Origin of the sequence: Desulfovibrio sp. 86, from assembly GCF_902702915.1 — a bacterium.
GTDB lineage: Bacteria > Desulfobacterota > Desulfovibrionia > Desulfovibrionales > Desulfovibrionaceae > Desulfovibrio.
Genome location: NZ_LR738849.1, coordinates 1,968,920 through 1,986,857 on the forward strand (window position 1 = coordinate 1,968,920; position 17,938 = coordinate 1,986,857).

Genomic DNA, 17,938 nt, shown 5'->3' on the forward strand with positions numbered 1-17,938 from the left:
GCGTTTTGAGGCCCGCCCGCAGTATGGCATGCAGGCGGGCCTCATATCGTTTATACTGGCGGCCCTCCATCAAAGGCCTGTTGTCGCGGCAAGCTTTTGACTTTCCGATTCGTGCGGGCAGTGCCCGTGTGAAAAAAAACAAAAATACACAAAAGCCCGCGCCCTTTGACAGGGCGCGGGCTTTTGTCTGTTCAGCGTGGTGAGCTTGGCTGCCGAGCATGTATTATACGAGCCGCGCGACTCTATCTGCCAGACCTACAGCCCCAGATCGCGCAAAAGATTGTCCACGGCCATAAGGCCCATGCTTTCCGTGGCTCCGGCAGTGGAGGAGGAGCAGTGCGAGCCCATCACAAGGTTGTCCAGCGCATACCAGGCCGGATCAGCCGGGGGCTCCTGCTCGAACACGTCAAGCCCCGCGCCGTAAATGCTGCCAGCCTGAAGGGCCGCCAGCAGGGCGGCTTCGTCAATAAGCCCGCCGCGAGCGGTATTGATGATGACCGCCGTTTTCTTCATAGTGGCGATGCGTCCGGCATTGATGCAGTTGCGGGTTTCGTCCGTCAGCACCGTGTGCAGGGTGATGAAGTCCGCCTCGCGGCAGATGCGGTCCACATCCGCGCGCTCGACGCCCTCGCCCTTGGCCCAGGCTTCGTCCCAGGCAATGTCGTGGGCCAGAATCTTCATGCCGAAGCCCTGGGCGCGTTTGACCACGCAGCGGCCAATGGCTCCAAGGCCGATGATGCCCAGGGTTTTGCCGTAAAGGTCGATGCTGGTGATCTTGCCCCAATCTTTCTCACGGCAGCGGCGGTCAATAAGCCCGGCCTTGCGCGCCACCATCAGCATGAGGGTCAGGGCGTAGTCGGCCACGGCGTTGCTGTTGGCCCCAACCGTGCGCGACACCGCGATGCCGCGCTGCTTGCAGGCTTCAAGGTCAATATTGTCCAGCCCGACGCCATATTTGGCGATGGCCTTGAGTTCCGGCGCGGCGGCCAGCACAGAGGCGTCCATAGGGTCAACGCCCAAAATGACGCCCTGGCACGAGGCCAGTTTTTCACGCATCTGGTCGGCGGAAAGGATGCCGCCCGTGTCGTTGCGCACGACCTCAAGCCCGGCCTGCGCCAGACGGTCGAACAGTTCGGGATTGGTTTTGCCAAAAGAGCGGGGAGTAACAAGAATTTTCACTGTGATACCTCTTGGGGGCGGAGTGGGCCGCGCGGATAAACATCCGGAGCGGCTGGCGTACAGGCTTACCCCAAGAGCGGAAATTGTCAACGCGGCTCTGTGCCGCCAGAACAAATGCGGGTCACGGGCACGGGGCACAAAATTCTCCCCGTGGCTCCGTGGCCCGCATGCTGGCGCGTCAGCGGCGATCAGACTTCAATATTGATCTTGCCGCCAATGCCCTGAGCCGCCAAACCGGCATCCTTGCTCATGCGCATCTGCATTTCCTGCCCCTTGTTGATGCTGCCGTTGATCACAGCGGCAGACATGCTGGCCTGAAAATCCAGAGCTTCACGACTGATGGAAACACTCATGCCCATCTGTACGTCATTCATGGCATGCTCCTTTGCAGCGGGAACGTGCCCTGCCGCAACAGTCTTATCGGCTGGTCGGCGAAAAACTTAGCCCGGCGTCCGCCGCGCTGCGCAGTGTAGCCGCCGTGCCGCCACCGTGCCGCGCCGACTGCCGCCGCCGCCGCGCCGCATGGCAACGGTGTTGCTTGAGCATGCCGTTCAGTATACAAGGGAAGCACAGATTAAAGAGCCTCTTGGAAACGCGCTGGTATTTCGTCTGGCAAGGCGCGATCTTTTTTTGAAGCAGGAGTGGACTCTTTCGTCCTCGACTGTTTCAAAAAAAGTGAAGCAAGTCCGCCAAACGGAATACATCAGCGTTTCCCTAGGAAAGAAAAACACAGGATGCTACTATGAGTGAAATGCGTGACCTCAAGGCTACGACCATGCCTCTGCTGGATAGCGTGGTTGAGCGCCTTTGCCACCCCTCCTCACTGGACGCGGTGTGGCATCGTCCGGCTCAGGGCGCGGCCATGCCTTCGCTGAAGGACCTTACCGAAATTATGGAACGCCTGCGGGCGGCCATTTTTCCGGGGTATTTCGGTTCCGCGCGGGTATGGCGCGAGTCCATGCGCTACCACCTTTCGGCCAATCTCGATACCATTTACCGCATGCTGTGCGAACAGATAGTGCGCGGGTTCTGCTTTGGCTGTGCGGGCGAGAACAATCCCTGCACGTCCTGCGAGTCGGATGGCGAAAAAGCCGCCGGAGCCTTTATGGATCGCCTGCCGGAGATTCGCCGCCTGCTGGCCAGTGACGCCAAGGCCGCCTATGAGGGCGACCCCGCCGCCACAAGTCCCGGCGAGGCCATTTTCTGCTATCCGTCCATGCAGGCCATGCTGCACCACCGCATCGCCCACGAGCTGTATGCCCTCAAGGTTCCGGTGATTCCGCGCATCATTTCAGAAATGTCGCACTCGGCAACAGGCATTGATCTGCACCCCGGCGCGAGCATTGGCGAGGAATTTTTCATCGACCACGGCACGGGCGTGGTTATTGGCGAAACCTGCATTATCGGGCGCAACTGCCGTCTGTACCAGGGCGTTACCCTGGGGGCTTTGTCCTTTCCCAAAAACGCGGACGGCACCCTGACCAAGGGCATACCGAGGCATCCCATACTCTGCGATAACGTCACGGTGTATGCCGGGGCCACCATTCTTGGACGCGTGACCATAGGCAAGGGCGCTGTCATTGGCGGCAATGTGTGGATCACCCAGGATGTGCCCGACGGCGCGCGCATTCTGCAGGAACGCCCGCGTGTCTGATGCGGATTTGCGGCGGCCTGCCCGCCGGTTTTCGCTGCGCCCTTTGCCGGTGGCCCTGCTGCTGGCCCTGCTGGCGTCTCTGTTGTTTTCCGGCTGCGGGCAGGGCGTGCGCGTGCAGCCCAAGGGGCAGGTGCAAACGAGCATAGGCGTGGGCCGTTAGGGAAATACTGATTTATTCGCGTTTGGCGTTGTTGCTTCGCCTTTTTTGAGCGGGGGCAGGGCGGAAGAGTCCAGCTCCCGCTCAAAAAGGCTTGCGCCTGGCCAAACACGAAAACTCAGCATTTCCAGGTATTGCTTGCAAGATTATGGGAGCCATTTAAGCAGCGGTTCCTTAGGGCTCATTAATCAGTTTTTTCCAAAATACTTCCACAACTCCCCGGCAGCGCACGGCAGCCGGGGAGTCTTCATTTTTTCAGGCGCGGCGCAGATAAAAGGAAGCACAGATTAACGGACCTCCTGGAAACGCGCAGTTATTTCGTTTGGCAAGGCGCGAACTTTTTTTGAAGCAGGAGTGGACTCTTCCGTCCTCGACTGTTTCAAAAAAAGTGAGGCAACGCCGCCAAACGGAATAACTGCGCGTTTCCAAAAGTCTGTGGACATGACAGGCCATATGTGGCATGCTCCCGCCTTCATTACGCAGGCGGAAACATGCCTGCACATTCGTTTCATATCCATACAGTTTGTCTCGTCCATACGCCCCTGCCCCGTCCGGTGCTTGCTGCCTGAATCGCAAAGGCAGCATTCTGCCATTGAAAACGGCGCATTCTGCGGGCGGCATTTGTTTTTTTTGTTTTTTTCTGGGCGGGCTTTAGAGCAATCCAGGTGGTACACGCTCTTATGTCCGAACCCCGTCTGGCGTCGCACAGCAAGGAGGAAACGCCATGAGTGTGCTGGAAAAACTGTTCAATCCCGCCGCGCGAGGCAGCACGGTCAAAAGGGAAATGCTGGCCGGTCTCACCAGCTTCATGGCCATGTGCTACCTCATCTTTGTGGTGCCCGGCATGCTGGCCGACGCGGGCATGCCCAGGGATTCCGCCGTGGCGTCCACCATATGGGTGACCATTCTCGCGACCTTTGTCATGGGCGTATGGGCCAAGTTTCCCGTGGGCGTCGCTCCGGGGCTGGGCATCACGGCCTTTTTCGCCTACTACGTCTGCGGCCCTGCGGGCTATTCCTGGCAGACGGGCCTCGGAGCCGTGTTCATATCGGGCATTGTCTTTCTGCTGCTCACTGTCACGCGCATCCGCCAGCTCATCATCAATGCCGTGCCTATGGATCTCAAATTCGCCATCGTGGTGGGCATCGGGGCCTTCATCGCCTTTATCGGCATGAAAAGCTGCGGCATCATCGCGGCAGATCCGGCCACCTTTGTGACCCTGGGCAACCTTGGCAACCCCAAGACCCTGCTTTCCGTGGCGGGCATTTTTCTTATCGGCGGCCTGATGTCGCTGCGCGTGCGCGGGGCCATGATCATCGGCATTCTGGTCATCACCGTGGCGGGCATCGTCCTTGGCGTGTCGCCCCTGCCGCAGGGACCGATTTTTTCCGCCAGCCTGCCCATGCCCACCGAGACTTTCCTGCAGATGGATATCAAGGGCGCGCTGCACCACGGGCTTGTTTCCATCATCTTTACCCTGACCATGGTCGATCTTTTCGACAACATGGGCGTGCTCATCGGCCTCTCGCAGAAGGCGGGCTTCATTCGTGAGGACGGCCACATCGAGAATCTGGACAAAGCCCTTATCACCGACTCTATGGCCACCATGGCCAGCGCCGTCATGGGCGCGACCACCGCCACCAGCTACCTTGAAAGCGCGGCTGGCGTGGCCGAAGGCGGACGCACGGGCCTCACCGCCGTCACCATTGCCGCCCTGTTCTTTCTGGCGCTCTTTTTCTCCCCCCTGGTGGGCATGGTGCCCGCCTACGCCACAGCGCCCGTGCTCATCATCGTGGGCGCCATGATGATGCAGGAAGTGGGACGCATCTGCTTCAAGGACTTTACCGTGGCCCTGCCCGCCTTTTTGACCATCATCAGCATGCCCCTGACCTTCAACATCGCCACGGGCTTCGGCTTCGGCTTTGTGAGCTGGGTGGGCATCAAGGCCCTGGCCGGGCGCTTCAAGGATCTCAACCTGGTCATGGTCTGCATCGCCCTGTGCTTTGTGATCAACTTTGCCCTGCGCCTGCCATAGACAGTGTCGTCACGAGCGCCTTTTCAGGCATCTCTTCGTCGAACTTCGCCTTTTATTCCGGTCGAGTACCATCAGAGTACACTCCCTACATAAAAGGCTAGTTCTCCCTGATATGACTGAAAATTCATCTCGTGACTACACTGTCTAGGCTCGAGCGGCCCGCGCATATATCAGGAAACGCTGATGTATTCCGTTTGGCGGACTTGCTTCACTTTTTTTGAAACAGTCGAGGACGGAAGAGTCCACTCCTGCTTCAAAAAAAGCTCGCACCTTGCCAAACGAAATACCAGCGCGTTTCCAAAAGGCTCTTTGGAGCAGGTTAACTTTGAAATGCTTCACATTTCAAAGTTTTCATTCAGCCGAAAAATGCGATTTTCGGCTGAATCCACGCCACGTTGTGGCGCGCTGTACTTTCGTACAGCGTTAGAGCAGTTACACTTTTTCAAAGTTAAAATGCTCTAATCGGTGCTTCCTTAGCGTCCAGCGCATATGTTCAAGACCCCGGATACTCCGGGGTCTTGTTTTTTGAGCGGGTGGGCGTAATGAATAGATATTCCAGAGTAAGTTCAGTTTGACCCCGCCTTGCCTTTGGGCGCGCATAAGTGCATACTTTGCAGCCTGCATATAATTGGGCCCAAGAGCCAAAAAGAATAAGGAACAGCACCCTATGACCACGCTTTTGAGATCTGCGCCTCCCAAAAAGCCCCTGTGGCGCGAATATGGCGAAGCCCTTTTAGTGGCCTTGCTGCTTGCTCTCGTAATTCGTACATTTGTCGTGCAAGCATTTAAGATACCTTCTGAATCCATGCTGCAAACCCTGCTTGTGGGCGATCACCTGCTGGCCAGCAAATTTTCCTATGGCGTCAAGGTGCCCTTTACCAATTACTACGTCTACAAGGGCAGTGATCCGCAGCGCGGCGAAATCATCATTTTTGAATACCCCAACGACCCCAGCGTAGACTACATCAAGCGCATTGTGGGCGTGCCCGGCGATATTATCGAGGTGCGCAACAAGCAGTTGTACCGCAATGGCGAGGCCGTCAAGGAAAGCTATATCCGCTTTACCCAGCCCGACCGCATAGAGCCGGTGCGCGACAATTTCGGCCCGGTGACGGTGCCCGAAGGCAAGTATTTCGTCATGGGCGACAATCGCGACAATTCGCTGGATTCGCGCTTCTGGGGTTTTGTGGGCCGCAACGCCATCCGCGCCAAGGCCTGGCGCATCTACTGGTCGTGGGGCGGGCTTGGCGACATGCGCTGGGACCGTATGGGCAAAAAGGTGGAATAGATTTTTCAAGGTGTAGCCCCGGCGTTCGCGCGAGCGGACGCCCACCGCTACGGCGGTTGAAGCCTTGCAAGGAGGCCCGGTGGTTGTCCGGCTGAACAGCGGCGGCGTGGAAGGCGTGGACGCCTATCCCGTGGAACTGGAAGTGGACTTCGTGCGCCAGGGCCTGCCGGGCTTCACCATGGTGGGCCTGGCCGAAACGGCGGTGCGCGAGGCCAAGGACAGGGTGTTTGCGGCCCTGAGGGCTGCCGATTTCAAGCTGCCGCCTGCGCGGATCACCGTCAATCTGGCTCCGGCCTGGCGGCGCAAAAGCGGGGCCAGCTATGACCTTCCTCTTGCCGTTGGTCTGCTGGCCGCCTCTGGCGCCATTCCCGCCGGGAATCTGCAACAGTTCTTCATGGCCGGGGAGCTCTCCCTGAGCGGCGAGCTGCGCCCTGTGAGCGGCGTTCTGCCACTGGCCCTGCTGGCCCGCCAGCGCGGGGCCGCAGGCATTATCGTGCCACCGGGCAATGGGGCGGAAGCCGCCGTTGTACGCGGCCTTTGCGTCCATACTCCCCGCAATATCGCGCAGTGCGCGGCCTTTCTGGCCGGGAGGGAACCTCTTGAGCCTCTGCCCGAACCGGAAATGGACGAACTGCCGCCCTTGGGCCACGGCCTTGATTTTGCCGAAGTCAAAGGGCAGGAGGCCGCCAAGCGCGCGCTGGAAATAGCCGCGGCTGGCGGGCACAACGTCTTGCTGCTCGGCCCTCCCGGCAGCGGCAAGACCATGCTCGCGCAGCGCCTGCCCACCATTCTGCCGCCACTGGACTTTGAGGAGTCGCTTGAAGTCACCAAGATTTACAGCGTGGCCGGCAAGCTGATCGACCATGAGGGGCTGGTGCGCCAGAGGCCGTTTCGCGCGCCGCACCACACCATTTCGGACGTGGCCCTGGTGGGCGGGGGAACCTACCCGCGCCCCGGCGAGGTCAGCCTTGCCCACAGGGGCGTGCTTTTTCTCGATGAACTGCCGGAATTTCAGAAGAGCGCGCTGGAATCGCTGCGCCAGCCGCTGGAAGGCGGCGTTGTGCACATTGCCAGATCCGCGCACAGCGTGATTTTTCCCGCTGCCTGCATGCTGGTGGCGGCCATGAATCCCTGTCCCTGCGGCTATCACGGCGATCCCACGCATGAGTGCAGTTGCCGCCCCGACCAGCGTGCCCGCTATCAGGCGCGCGTGTCCGGCCCCATGCTGGATCGCATCGACGTGCATGTGGAAGTTCCTGCCGTGCCCTATGCGGATCTGCGCCAGGGCCGCGCCGGTGAAGGCTCGGCCGCCATGCGTGAAAGGGTGCTCGCGGCCCGCGCGGTGCAGAGGCAGCGTTATGGCGCTGACGGCCCGCACTGTAACGCGGAGCTTTCAGGCGCGCTGCTGGACGAGCATTGCGCGCTCGACGCCGCAGGCCATGATTTGATGGAAGCGGCCGTGAACCGCCTTGCCCTGTCGGCCCGCGCCTGCGCGCGGGTGCTGCGCATGGCCCGCACCATTGCGGATATGGAGGGGCGGCAGCGCATAGACACCGCCCATCTGGCCGAGGCTGTTTCCCTGCGGGTTCTGGACAGGGGATAGCCTGTTTTTTGCGCGCCATGCCAAACGGCCCTTTACATTCCGGCAGAATGAGTTTTGTTCTGCCGGAATGCAAAGGGCCGTTTTTCTGTTTTTACACAAAATTTCTTGTCGCAGCAGCCACCAGGAGATTAAAGGGCGGTAAAGATTTTAGGGGGAGGGGGCGTGGGGGAGGAGACCCTTTTGCAAAAGGGTCCCTCCCCCGCAAAGTATTTAACAAAACAACGCACGTTTCCAAGAGGCTCTTTAATCAGTGCTTCCTTAAATATGACCAGGCTGTGCGTCAGCTTGCGCTGTCCGCGGCGCGCCTTGCGGCCTGATCCGAGGTGCGTTTTTGTTTGACGCCAGCCTTGGCGGCTTCTTTCTTTTTAGGCTGAGTTTTGGTCTTGGCTGTCTGCTTGGCTTTGCTGACCTGGGCCTTTTTGCTCTTGCCGAGCTTTTTGACGGGGGCGTCGTCGGCGCTGGCATAGGTGAGCCAGGCTTCACGGGCTGTTTTGTGTATATCGGGTCTGTACTGGTTGGGTGGCAGGCAGTCCAGCGCCGCTACGACCGAAGCCGCGCGATTGTCGCAAACCTGGAACCCGGCGTCCAGCAGGCGAAAGGCCTCAACCCCGCGCGTGCGGGAGTCCGGCGCGCCCAGGATGACAGCCAGCAGGCGTCTGGAACCGTGGCTGGCAGTAAAGATGATGTTGTAGCCGGAAGCATTGACCCATCCGGTTTTGAGGCCGTCGGCGCCGGGGTACTGGCCGAGCAGAGGATTCTTGTTCCAGGTGACTCGGCCCTTGTGGTTTATGAAGTGGGTATTGTGAAAGCGCAGGGCCTCGGGGTAGGTCTGCAGGTAGGCGCGGGCCAGGGTCAGCATGTCGCGGGCGGTGGTGTACTGCCCGGCAATGGGCAGCCCGTGGGGATTGCGGAACTGGCTGTCGTGCATGCCGAGGGCCTGGGCCTTGGCGTTCATCATGGTCACGAATGCCGGGGTGGAGCCCCCCACAAATTCCGCCACGGCCGCGCTGGCGTCGTTGCCGGAAGACACGGCCATGCCCATGAGCAACTGCTCAAGGGTCACGTTGTCCTTTTCACTGAGGCCCATGCGTGAACCGCCCGTGCGCGCGGCAGCGCGGCTGACGATGACGGGGCTGTCAAGACTGACCGTCCCCTGGCGGATCTGGTCCATGGCCAGGAACATTGAAAGCACCTTTGTCAGCGAAGCCGGGGCAATGTGCTGATCGGCGTTCTGCTCAAAAAGTATGGCGTCGTGGTCCAGGTCGTACAGGATGGCCGAGCAGGTTTCAAGGGAGCCGTGCGGGGGGATGGCCGGGGCGCTGAGGGCCACGCCTGGGCGCAGCAGCGCCATGCACAGGACAATGAAAAAAAGCGGCAGGCTGGACGAAAGCGCGCTGTACTTCAGGCGACGGAAGAAGCAGATCATGGGCAATCCTTGGGCTGTGGCGCAGGCAACGGACTCTCAGGTAAGCGGGCAAGACGAAATCGGCCTTGTCCGCTGGCTAGAGCAATTTAACTTTTAAATTGCTCTGACGGCTGCGTGAGCAGACGTTCGCTACGGCGGCGTAAGCGCAGCTTGTCTGCGCGGTTAAACGCCGAAGTGAGCGTGCCTTAACCTTTGAGAATGTACATTCTCAAAGGTTACTCTGCTCTAGTACGTAAAGAACATGTGTGAAGTTTTGAAAATACCTCAGTCATTGGGCGCTGCAAAGCAATTTTTTTCGGCCAGGGCGGGGGAACCGGGTTGACGTTGCGGAGCTTGCCGCAGCGAGGCCCGGCTTTTTTCCGTTTTTGCCCATCCGGAAGATGCGGCTTTTCGCAGGCGTATCCGACGGGGCCGATTCTGGATTTTGTATAGATAATTGCTAAACAGTGTTGCTCCTGGTGATGTACTAAAGTTGGGCGTGCATGGCAATAGGGCGGAGCATATGGACAAATCCGCTTTTTGCGCGATGTGGTTTTGCGCAACGCGCGTGCTTGCGGCTGACCTGCGGTAGCGGGGCAAGGCGCGGGCCGTGATGGCGGGTGTGTGCAATGCCCGCGCAGGTACTTTGCCGGACTTATTTATGCTGTGTTTTTAGAGCTGGTTACTAATGAAAAGTGTTAACCGCTCTAGGTTGTTGCGCATCGCGTCGGGGCCTGGCATACCCTTTGAAATCAGGGGTTCCCCATGAGGATCTGTGCATAAAACGCGGAAGAGCGCGCCGTGTGGGCGCGCTCTTCGCGTATGGGCTAAAAGACGAAAATTTGCGGGTTTAAAGTATGCAACCTTTTTCAAAGGTACGCAGTAAATTTAGTAAAGGTTTTGGGGGGTGGGGGCGTGGGGGAGGGGACCCTTTTTTAGATCATGTAACCTTTTTTAAAGGTTACATGATCTAACGCTGCACGAGAGTGCAGCGCGCCACAACGTGGCGTGGATTCTGCCGAGCTTTAGCCGTTGCGACGAAGGAAGCTACGGATGCTTCAAGCGTTGTGACGCAGGAAACTACGCTTGCTTCAGCCGTTGTGACGCAGGAAACTACGGATAAAGACAGCATGAGTAACTATACATCTTGTTCTGCGTAATCGCTGTCGCCATTCGTAAGGCTCGCAGACTCGCCAACGACTGCCGCGAAGACAGCATACGTAACGACACGGCTTGTCCCATACAATCGCTGTCGCCATTCGTAAGGCTCGTAGACTCGCCAACGACTGCCGCAAAGACAGCAATTGGTTAATAGAGCGACCAGCCTGCTGATGGTTGTCGCAAATCGCATTTTCGGCAGAATGACTACTTTGAAATGTGAAGCATTTCAAAGTTAATCTGGTCCAAGGAGGGTCCCTCCCCCACAAAGCATTTCCCTCTTCCCACCCACAAAGCGCTTCATAGTGGCGTTGTGCTAGTCGCCGCCGTCCATGCGAAAGTCCACGCGGATCTTGAACAGCTTGGTGGCGGGCAGGTTGAGAATGGGTATGCCCGTGCATTGGGTTATGCCGTCCAGGGTGGCCTGCGCTTCTTCGCGCGAGGGGCTGATAAGCGTGAACCAGATGTTGTAGTCGTGTTCGCGCAGGTAGTTGTGGGTCACGCCGGGCTTGGCGTTAACGTCGGCCACAAAGGTTTCCATCTTGTCCTGCGGCACTTTGGCGGCGCACAGGGTGGACACGAAGCCGAGCTTGGCCGACTGGAAGTTGGCTCCGAGCCGCCGGATGATCTTGCTGGCCTTGAGGGCGCGTACCCTGTCGAAGGCCTCCTGCTCAGCAATGCCCAAGCGCTGGCCCAGTTCGGCGTAGGGCCGGGGGCACAGGGGAAAGTCCGTCTGGATGATGTCAAGCAGCTGTCTGTCCAGGCTGTCCATGTGGGCAGAATTCTTCAGGGCAGAATCCTTGTGCGTGGCCGAGGGCTTTGCGGTGTGGGCTTGGGTGGTCATGACTTTTCCTTTTTGCGCGTCCTGGCCGGAATATAGGTGCACAGCGGTTCTTCGCCCATGTGGTCGCCGTCCATGCTGTGCGCCCGCGCGCGGCAGCCGCCGCAGACCTTGTGGAACTCGCATTCGCCACATTTGCCCGTATAGCAGGACTGGTCGCGGAACTGCAAAAAGTACTTGCTCTCGCGCCATATCTGGGGAAAGGGCGTTTCGCGCACATTGCCGCAGTTGAGTTCAAGATAGCCGCAGGGCTGCACCTGACCCACATGGCTGATGAAGCAAAAGCCGATGCCGCCAAGACAGCCGCGCGTGACGGCGTCCATGCCGAAGTTGTCGGGCGTGACGCTGATGCCTTCTTCCTTGGCGCGCTGGCGCATGATGCGGTAGTAGTGCGGCGCGCAGGTGGCCTTGAGATGCATCTTGGTGGTCTTGCGGAAGTCGTACAGCCAGTGCAGCACGTCTTCATATTCCTCGGCGGTGATGACCTGATCGGCAAGGCCGGCAGCACGGCCCATGGGCACCAGCAAAAAGATATGCCAGGCAGCCGCGCCGATGCGCTCGCACAGTTCGAATATTTTTTTGAAGCTAGTGAGGTTGTTGCGCGTGACCGTGGTGTTGATCTGAAAGGGCACGCCCGCGGCCTTGAGGTACTCGATGCCGCGCATGGAGGCGTCGAACGCGCCGGGCACGCCACGGAACAGGTCATGACTGGCCGCGTCCGCGCCGTCAATGGAAATGGAGCAGCGGTTGACGCCAGCTTCCTTGATTTTTTGCGCGGTTTCCGGGGTGATCAGGGTGCCGTTGGGCGAAAAGGCGCAGGGCAGGCCCTTGCTGTGGGCATAGGCCACAAGCTCGTACACGTCGGGCCGCATCATGGGATCGCCGCCCGTAAAGATGATGATGGGATTGCCCACCTGCGGGAAGGTGTCGATAAGCGCCTTGGCCTCCGCCGTGGAAAGCTCGCCGGGGTAGGGTTCCGGGTGGGCTTCGGCGCGGCAGTGCTGACAGGCGAGATTACAGGAGCGCGTGACTTCCCAGGCGATGAGGCGGCAGGCCGGGCTGCCATCTTCAAGGGTGCGCAGGGGGGCGCTCATGCCCGCCTGGCCGCCCGGATGTCCCCCAGCCTGTGCCGGATGTCCGCCGGGATGTCCCCCAGGATGCCCGTTAGCCTGTGCCGGGTGGCCGCCGGGGTGGCCGGGATGCCCGCCAGCGTGCTCGCCAGCCTGGCCGGGATGGCCGCTGATGGGGTTGCCCGCGCTGCCGGGCATGCCGCCGGGATGGCCCCCGGCGTGGTGCGAGTGGTTGCTCATTATTTTTCAGCCTTACCGTGCCAGTTTTTGCGCCAGCAGGGTTTCGGTAAAGTAGGTGATGATGGTGTCCGCGCCCGCGCGTTTGAGGCCCATGAGGGATTCAAGCATGACGGCGCGTTCGTCCACCCAGCCGTTGATGCCAGCGGCGCGTATCATCGAGTATTCGCCGCTGACCTGATAGGCGCACAAGGGCACGTCCACATGATCGCGCACAAGGCGTATGATGTCGGCGTACGGCCCGGCAGGCTTGACGATGAGGGCGTCCGCGCCTTCATCGAGGTCGGCATAGGCTTCGCGCAGGGCTTCGCGGGCATTGGCCGGGTCCATCTGGTAGGACTTGCGGTCGCCGCTCGCGGGCGCGCTTTCGGCGGCCTCGCGGAAGGGCCCGTAATAGGCGGACGCGTATTTGACCGCGTAGGACATGAGGGGCGTTGCCGTGAAGCCCGCGTCGTCCAGGGCTTCGCGGATGGCGGCCACGCGGCCGTCCATCATGTCGGAGGGGGCCACCATGTCGGCCCCGGCCCGCACATGGCTCACCGCCGTCTGCGCCAGCAGGGGTAGGGTGGCGTCATTGCGCACCACGCCTTCGGGCGTCAGGATGCCGCAGTGCCCGTGACTCATGTATTCGCACAGGCACACGTCGGTAATGACAAAAAGCTTGGGCCAGCGTTTTTTGAGCAGGCGGATTGCTTCCTGCACAATGCCGTCGTCGGCGTAGGCTCCGCAGGCTTTTGCGTCCTTGACGGCGGGAATGCCGAAAAGAATGACGGAATGCAGGCCCGTATCCACGGCCCGCTCCACCTGTTTTTCCAACTCGCCGAGGCTCAGCTGGAACTGGCCGGGCATGGAGCCTATTTCTTTGCGGAAGTTGCGGTCTTCGGTCTCAACCACAAAATAGGGCTGGATAAGGTCTTCCACAAGCAGGGGCGCGGTTTCGCGCACCAGGGTGCGGAGTTCGGGAGTGGAACGTAAACGGCGGCCGCGATGGAATGCTGTCATGACTGTTGTCCTTTGTGCTGGCCTTTGTTGCGCCAGCCTGTAGGGATATGTGCTGCGGCGCGGCTTTTGGGCGTGGCGCGTCGTATCGTATTTTTTCGGAAAGTCCAGGTGCGGCCCCAAAGCCGCAGGCAGACCTCCTGCACGGAAAAACAAAGCAGGGGCCTGTTATGGGCTGCGTTGCCGTTGTCCTGAGCCAGCGTCGCACGCCGCAACTGGCGTAAGGGCATAAAAGCCATATCTGCAGAAAAACAGGCGGCGCGCCTGCACGGAGCGTAGGCGTCTACGTACCCGGGGCGCGCCGCCAAGTTCCCTACGGTCAGCAAAGTGCGTCGCGCAGGCTACTTGATGCCGATTTCTTCGTCAGTCAGGTAACAGGCCGGGTCCGGAGCCCAGATGTCGTCATAATAGGCTTCGGCGCGGGCGCGGAAGTTGCCGCCACAGATGTTCAGGAACTGGCACTTGGCGCAGCGCCCCGTGACGTGGGCCTTCTTGTCCTTGAGCTTGTGCAGAAGTTCGATGGAGGGGTCGTCCCAAATCTGCGAGAAGGGGCGCTCCAGCACGTTGCCAAACACATGGTTGCGCCAGAACTGGTCCGCGTGCACCTTGCCGTCCCAGGAAATACAGCCTATGCCCCGGCCGGAACTGTTGCCCTCGTTGTACTGAAGCAGTTCAAACACTTCTTCGGCGCGCTTGGGGTTCTCGCGCTTGAGGCGCATCCACACGTAGGGGCCGTCGGCGTGGTTGTCCACGGTGAGGATTTCCTTGCCCTTGCCCGCGTCGAACAGGGCGCGGGTTTCGTCCATGATGAGATCCAGCACCTGGCGGGTTTCCGCGTGATCCAGGTCTTCCTTGATCAGCTCCGAGCCACGGCCGGAGTAGACAAGGTGGTAAAAACAGGCGCGGGGAATTTCCATATCCTTGAGCAGGCGGAAGATGCCGGGGATTTCGCCGGCATTGCGCTTGTTGATGGTGAGGCGCAGCCCCACTTTGAGGCCCTCGGCCTGACAGTTGGTGATGCCCTCCAGCGCCTTGCGAAAAGCGCCGGGCACGGCGCGGAATTTGTCGTGTATTTCTTCCATGCCGTCCAGGGAGATGCCCACGTACGAAAGGCCCACGGCCTTGAGTTCGCGCGCTTTTTCCTTGGTGATGAGGGTGCCGTTGGTGGAAATGACCGCGCGCATGCCACGGGAGGTGGCATGGCTGGCCAGTTCCACGAGGTCCTTGCGCACCAGGGGTTCGCCGCCGGAAAAAAGCATGACGGGCGCGCCGTAGGCGGCCAGATCATCGATCATTGTCTTGGCCTGATCGGTGCTGATGTCGTCCGATCCGTCAACCTCGATGGCGTGGGCGTAGCAGTGCACGCACTTGAGGTTGCAACGCTGGGTCATGTTCCAGACCACCACGGGTTTTTTATCCTTGGAAAACTGCAACAGGTGCGAAGGCAGCTTGCCGGATTCACGGCCATAACGCAGCGCGTCCGAAGGCTCCACCTGGTCGCAGTACAACTTGGAAATGCCAATCATCACACGATCCTTATTGTTCTATGCATTTTTTCAGTATGGCAAAGGCCTCGTCCAGACCTTCGGGCTGAGTGCCGCCCGCCTGGGCCAGATCCGGCCTGCCGCCGCCAGCGCCGCCGCAGGGTGCGGCCACAGGCTTGATAAGGGCGGGCGCCGTAAATCTGCCGTGCAGATCCTTGGAGACATAAATAAGCATGCCCACCTTGCCTTCTTCCACCGTGGCGAGGCAGGCCACCGCATTTTCAGAAAGGCGCGAGCGTACGTCGTCCATAACTTCACGCAGGGCCTTGACGGGCACATTGTCCAGCCGGGCGGCCAACAGGCGCACGCCGTTGACGTCCTGGGCACGGGCGGCCAGTTCCGCGCCGGAAGCCGGAGCGGCCGAGGCTTTTTCCGAGGCTTTGCGCAGCTTTTTCACCTCGGCGTACAGGGCCTGCACGCGCTCGGCAAGCTGGCCGGGCCTGGCCTTGAGCAGGGCGGAAAGACCGTCCAGCTCGGCGCGCTGCTCCACGGCATGCCCGTAGGCGTTCCAGCCTGTGACGGCCTCAATGCGGCGGGTGCCGGCGGCAACGCCGCTTTCGCTCACAATGAGAAAGCCCCCGGCTTCGCCCGTGCGGGACAGATGCGTTCCGCCGCACAGTTCTACGGACTCAGGGTCGCACGTTTCAGCGCCTGAAACTGTGAGCACGCGCACAGTTTCACCATATTTTTCATTAAACAGCGCCATGGCTCCGGAGGCCACGGCATCGGCCATGGCCATTTCTTTGGCGGAAACTTCAAGATCGGCCATAATGGCGGCGTTGACCTGACGTTCAACAGCGGCAAGCTCTTCGGGGGTCAGGGCCGCGATATGGGAAAAGTCGAAGCGCAGGCGGCTGCCGTCCACCAGAGAACCGGCCTGCTTGACGTGCGTGCCCAGCACCCGGCGCAGGGCCGCGTGCAGCAGATGGGTGCAGGTATGGTTGCGGGCAGTGGCCTTGCGTTCATCGGGATCGACCGCCAGGCGCACTTCCTTGCCCTGCAGCAGTTCGCCCCTGGTGATCTCCACTTCATGCACCAGCAACTGGGGAGTGGGCTTGTGGGTGGTGACGACCCTGGCCTCGCCGGAGGTGGCGCTCATGAGGCCCGTGTCGCCCGCCTGACCGCCGCCCTCGCCATAGAAGGGCGTGGCCTCGGTAACGGCGTAGCCGCTCTCGCCCTCGCCAAGCACGTCCACGGGCTGGCCGGAGGCATTGAGCAGCACGGTGACGACGCTTTGGGCCGTCAAGCCGTCATAGCCCACAAAGCGGCTTTGCGCGCCGCCGTCCGCAAGGGCTTTAAAGGGATTGTCCCCATTGTCGCCCTGGCCGAGCAGCCCGCCTTTTTTCTGGTGTTCGCGGGCGCGCTGGCGCTGCTCCTGCATGTATTTTTCAAAGCCCTGGGCATCGGCGCTGAAGCCGCGCTTTTCGGCCACGTCGGTCACGATGTCCAGCGGGAAGCCGTACGTGTCGTACAGCTTGAAGCAGAAATCGCCGGGAATGAGGCTCTTGCCCTGCGCCTTGAGGGAGGCCAGTTCTTCGTCAAGCAGATCCAGGCCCTTCTTGAGCGTCAGGGAGAAGCGCTGTTCTTCCTCGAACACGGCGCGGTCGATGAAGTCGGCGCTTTCCACCAGTTCGGGATAGGCGTCGCCCATAACTTCGGTGACCTTGCGGGCCACCTTGTGCATAAAGGGTTCGTTGACGCCCATGAGGGTGGCGAAGCGCAGGGCGCGGCGGATGAGGCGGCGCAGCACGTAGCCCCTGTTTTCGTTGGAGGGCAGCACACCGCCCGCAATAAGGAAGGCGGCGGCGCGGCTGTGGTCGGCGATGACGCGCAGGGCCGTGTCCACATCGTTGGTGTCCGGGGCGCTGAAACTGTATTTCACGCCGGCAAGACCGGCCGCGAACTGGATGATGTCCTGGAACAGGTCGCAGTCAAAGTTGGAGCGTTTGCCCTGGGCAACGGCGGCCATGCGCTCAAGACCCATGCCCGTGTCGATGTTGGGATTGGCCAGAAGGGTGCGGGCGCCGTCGGCGCTCTGGTCGAACTGGGTGAACACGAGGTTCCAGATTTCAAGAAAGCGGTCGCAGTCGCACACGCCGATGCCGCAGTCGGGGCCGCAGGACATGTCTTCGCCCTGGTCCACGTAAATTTCGGAACAGGGGCCGCAGGGGCCGGTATCGCCCATGGTCCAGAAGTTGTCCTTCTCGCCCATGCGCACGATGCGTTCGGCGGGCAGCTGGGCAATCTCGGCCCAGAGATCTGCGGCGTCATCGTCTTCACGAAAGACCGTGACCCACAGTTTGTCCTTGGAGAGTCCCAGTTCCTTGGTCACGAACTCCCATGCCCAGGTGATGGCTTCGCGCTTGAAATAGTCGCCAAAGGAAAAGTTGCCGAGCATCTCGAAAAACGTGTGGTGGCGCGCGGTGCGGCCCACGTTTTCAAGGTCGTTGTGTTTGCCCGAAACGCGCAGGCATTTCTGGCAGGTGGTTGCGCGTGAGTAGGAGCGCTTTTCTTCGCCAAGAAAGAGTTTTTTGAACTGCACCATGCCGGAGTTGGCAAAAAGCAGCGAAGGATCGTTGGGCGGAATAATAGGCCCGGAAGCAACGATTTCATGCTGGTGACGGTGAAAAAACTCAAGGTAGCGGCGGCGTATTTCTTTAGCGGTGAGCATAGGGGCTCCTGGTGAAGGCTGCTCGGTGTGACCCCCGCCGTACAGTGGGGGGGCGTGTTCTTGCCGTAACGGGTCACGGTCACGGACGCTCAGCCCG

13 protein-coding genes are annotated in these 17,938 nt (G+C 60.3%); 5 read left to right on the forward strand and 8 right to left on the reverse strand.

From position 1 onward, the window contains the following. Positions 1–255: 255 nt before the first annotated feature. Positions 256–1,179, reverse strand: coding sequence for a phosphoglycerate dehydrogenase (locus DESU86_RS08035; protein WP_179980576.1), 924 nt, complete (start codon positions 1,177–1,179; stop codon positions 256–258). Positions 1,180–1,367: 188 nt separating this feature from the next. Then, positions 1,368–1,553: a hypothetical protein gene (locus DESU86_RS08040; RefSeq protein WP_179980577.1), complete on the reverse strand. Its 186-nt coding sequence runs from the start codon at positions 1,551–1,553 to the stop codon at positions 1,368–1,370. Positions 1,554–1,921: 368 nt separating this feature from the next. Here DESU86_RS08040 and epsC point away from each other — a divergent pair, with 368 nt between their 5' ends. The 5 genes from epsC (at position 1,922) to DESU86_RS08065 (ending at position 7,916) form a co-directional block, all read left to right on the forward strand. Next, positions 1,922–2,833, forward strand: coding sequence for a serine O-acetyltransferase EpsC (gene epsC / locus DESU86_RS08045; protein WP_179980578.1), 912 nt, complete (start codon positions 1,922–1,924; stop codon positions 2,831–2,833). After that, the gene (locus DESU86_RS08050) at positions 2,826–2,993 is read left to right on the forward strand and encodes a hypothetical protein (RefSeq protein ID WP_179980579.1); all 168 of its coding nucleotides are present in this window, start codon (positions 2,826–2,828) and stop codon (positions 2,991–2,993) included. Before epsC ends, DESU86_RS08050 begins: the two co-directional genes overlap by 8 nt. Before the next feature lie 721 nt (positions 2,994–3,714). Continuing rightward, positions 3,715–5,025 (forward strand): NCS2 family permease, encoded by a 1,311-nt coding sequence (locus DESU86_RS08055; RefSeq protein ID WP_179980580.1) that lies wholly within the window; start codon positions 3,715–3,717, stop codon positions 5,023–5,025. Positions 5,026–5,692: 667 nt separating this feature from the next. After that, positions 5,693–6,313 carry a signal peptidase I gene (gene lepB, locus DESU86_RS08060; protein WP_179980581.1) on the forward strand — a complete coding sequence of 207 codons (621 nt, stop codon included), beginning with the start codon at positions 5,693–5,695 and terminating at the stop codon, positions 6,311–6,313. A 79-nt stretch (positions 6,314–6,392) separates the two neighbouring features. Next, positions 6,393–7,916 (forward strand): YifB family Mg chelatase-like AAA ATPase, encoded by a 1,524-nt coding sequence (locus DESU86_RS08065; RefSeq protein ID WP_179980582.1) that lies wholly within the window; start codon positions 6,393–6,395, stop codon positions 7,914–7,916. 280 nt (positions 7,917–8,196) lie between these two features. Here DESU86_RS08065 and DESU86_RS08070 read toward each other — a convergent pair whose 3' ends face one another. The 6 genes from DESU86_RS08070 to alaS all read right to left on the reverse strand — a co-directional run bounded on the left by DESU86_RS08070 (position 8,197) and on the right by alaS (position 17,841). Further along, on the reverse strand, positions 8,197–9,342 hold the full coding sequence (locus tag DESU86_RS08070) for a D-alanyl-D-alanine carboxypeptidase family protein (protein ID WP_179980583.1): 1,146 nt from the start codon (positions 9,340–9,342) through the stop codon (positions 8,197–8,199). Between the two features lie 1,453 nt (positions 9,343–10,795). After that, a complete protein-coding gene (ahbA, locus tag DESU86_RS08075; protein WP_179981764.1) occupies positions 10,796–11,251 on the reverse strand; it encodes a siroheme decarboxylase subunit alpha in 456 nt (151 codons plus the stop codon). A 68-nt stretch (positions 11,252–11,319) separates the two neighbouring features. Next, the gene (gene ahbD / locus DESU86_RS08080; RefSeq protein WP_232088416.1) at positions 11,320–12,414 is read right to left on the reverse strand and encodes a heme b synthase; all 1,095 of its coding nucleotides are present in this window, start codon (positions 12,412–12,414) and stop codon (positions 11,320–11,322) included. A 228-nt stretch (positions 12,415–12,642) separates the two neighbouring features. After that, a complete protein-coding gene (hemB, locus tag DESU86_RS08085) occupies positions 12,643–13,629 on the reverse strand; it encodes a porphobilinogen synthase (protein WP_179980584.1) in 987 nt (328 codons plus the stop codon). A gap of 338 nt (positions 13,630–13,967) precedes the next feature. After that, positions 13,968–15,152 (reverse strand): 12,18-didecarboxysiroheme deacetylase, encoded by a 1,185-nt coding sequence (ahbC, locus tag DESU86_RS08090; protein WP_179980585.1) that lies wholly within the window; start codon positions 15,150–15,152, stop codon positions 13,968–13,970. A gap of 10 nt (positions 15,153–15,162) precedes the next feature. Continuing rightward, on the reverse strand, positions 15,163–17,841 hold the full coding sequence (gene alaS / locus DESU86_RS08095) for an alanine--tRNA ligase (RefSeq protein WP_179980586.1): 2,679 nt from the start codon (positions 17,839–17,841) through the stop codon (positions 15,163–15,165). Positions 17,842–17,938 lie beyond the last annotated feature (97 nt).

Coding starts and splice junctions, on each gene's coding strand:
- alaS (WP_179980586.1), bottom strand. CDS start 17,841: ATGCTCACCGCTAAAGAAATACGCCGCCGCTACCTTGAGTTTTTTCAC.
- lepB (WP_179980581.1), top strand. CDS start 5,693: ATGACCACGCTTTTGAGATCTGCGCCTCCCAAAAAGCCCCTGTGGCGC.
- DESU86_RS08040 (WP_179980577.1), bottom strand. CDS start 1,553: ATGAATGACGTACAGATGGGCATGAGTGTTTCCATCAGTCGTGAAGCT.
- DESU86_RS08055 (WP_179980580.1), top strand. CDS start 3,715: ATGAGTGTGCTGGAAAAACTGTTCAATCCCGCCGCGCGAGGCAGCACG.
- hemB (WP_179980584.1), bottom strand. CDS start 13,629: ATGACAGCATTCCATCGCGGCCGCCGTTTACGTTCCACTCCCGAACTC.
- ahbD (WP_232088416.1), bottom strand. CDS start 12,414: ATGAGCGCCCCCCTGCGCACCCTTGAAGATGGCAGCCCGGCCTGCCGC.
- ahbA (WP_179981764.1), bottom strand. CDS start 11,251: ATGGACAGCCTGGACAGACAGCTGCTTGACATCATCCAGACGGACTTT.
- epsC (WP_179980578.1), top strand. CDS start 1,922: ATGAGTGAAATGCGTGACCTCAAGGCTACGACCATGCCTCTGCTGGAT.
- DESU86_RS08070 (WP_179980583.1), bottom strand. CDS start 9,342: ATGATCTGCTTCTTCCGTCGCCTGAAGTACAGCGCGCTTTCGTCCAGC.
- ahbC (WP_179980585.1), bottom strand. CDS start 15,152: ATGATTGGCATTTCCAAGTTGTACTGCGACCAGGTGGAGCCTTCGGAC.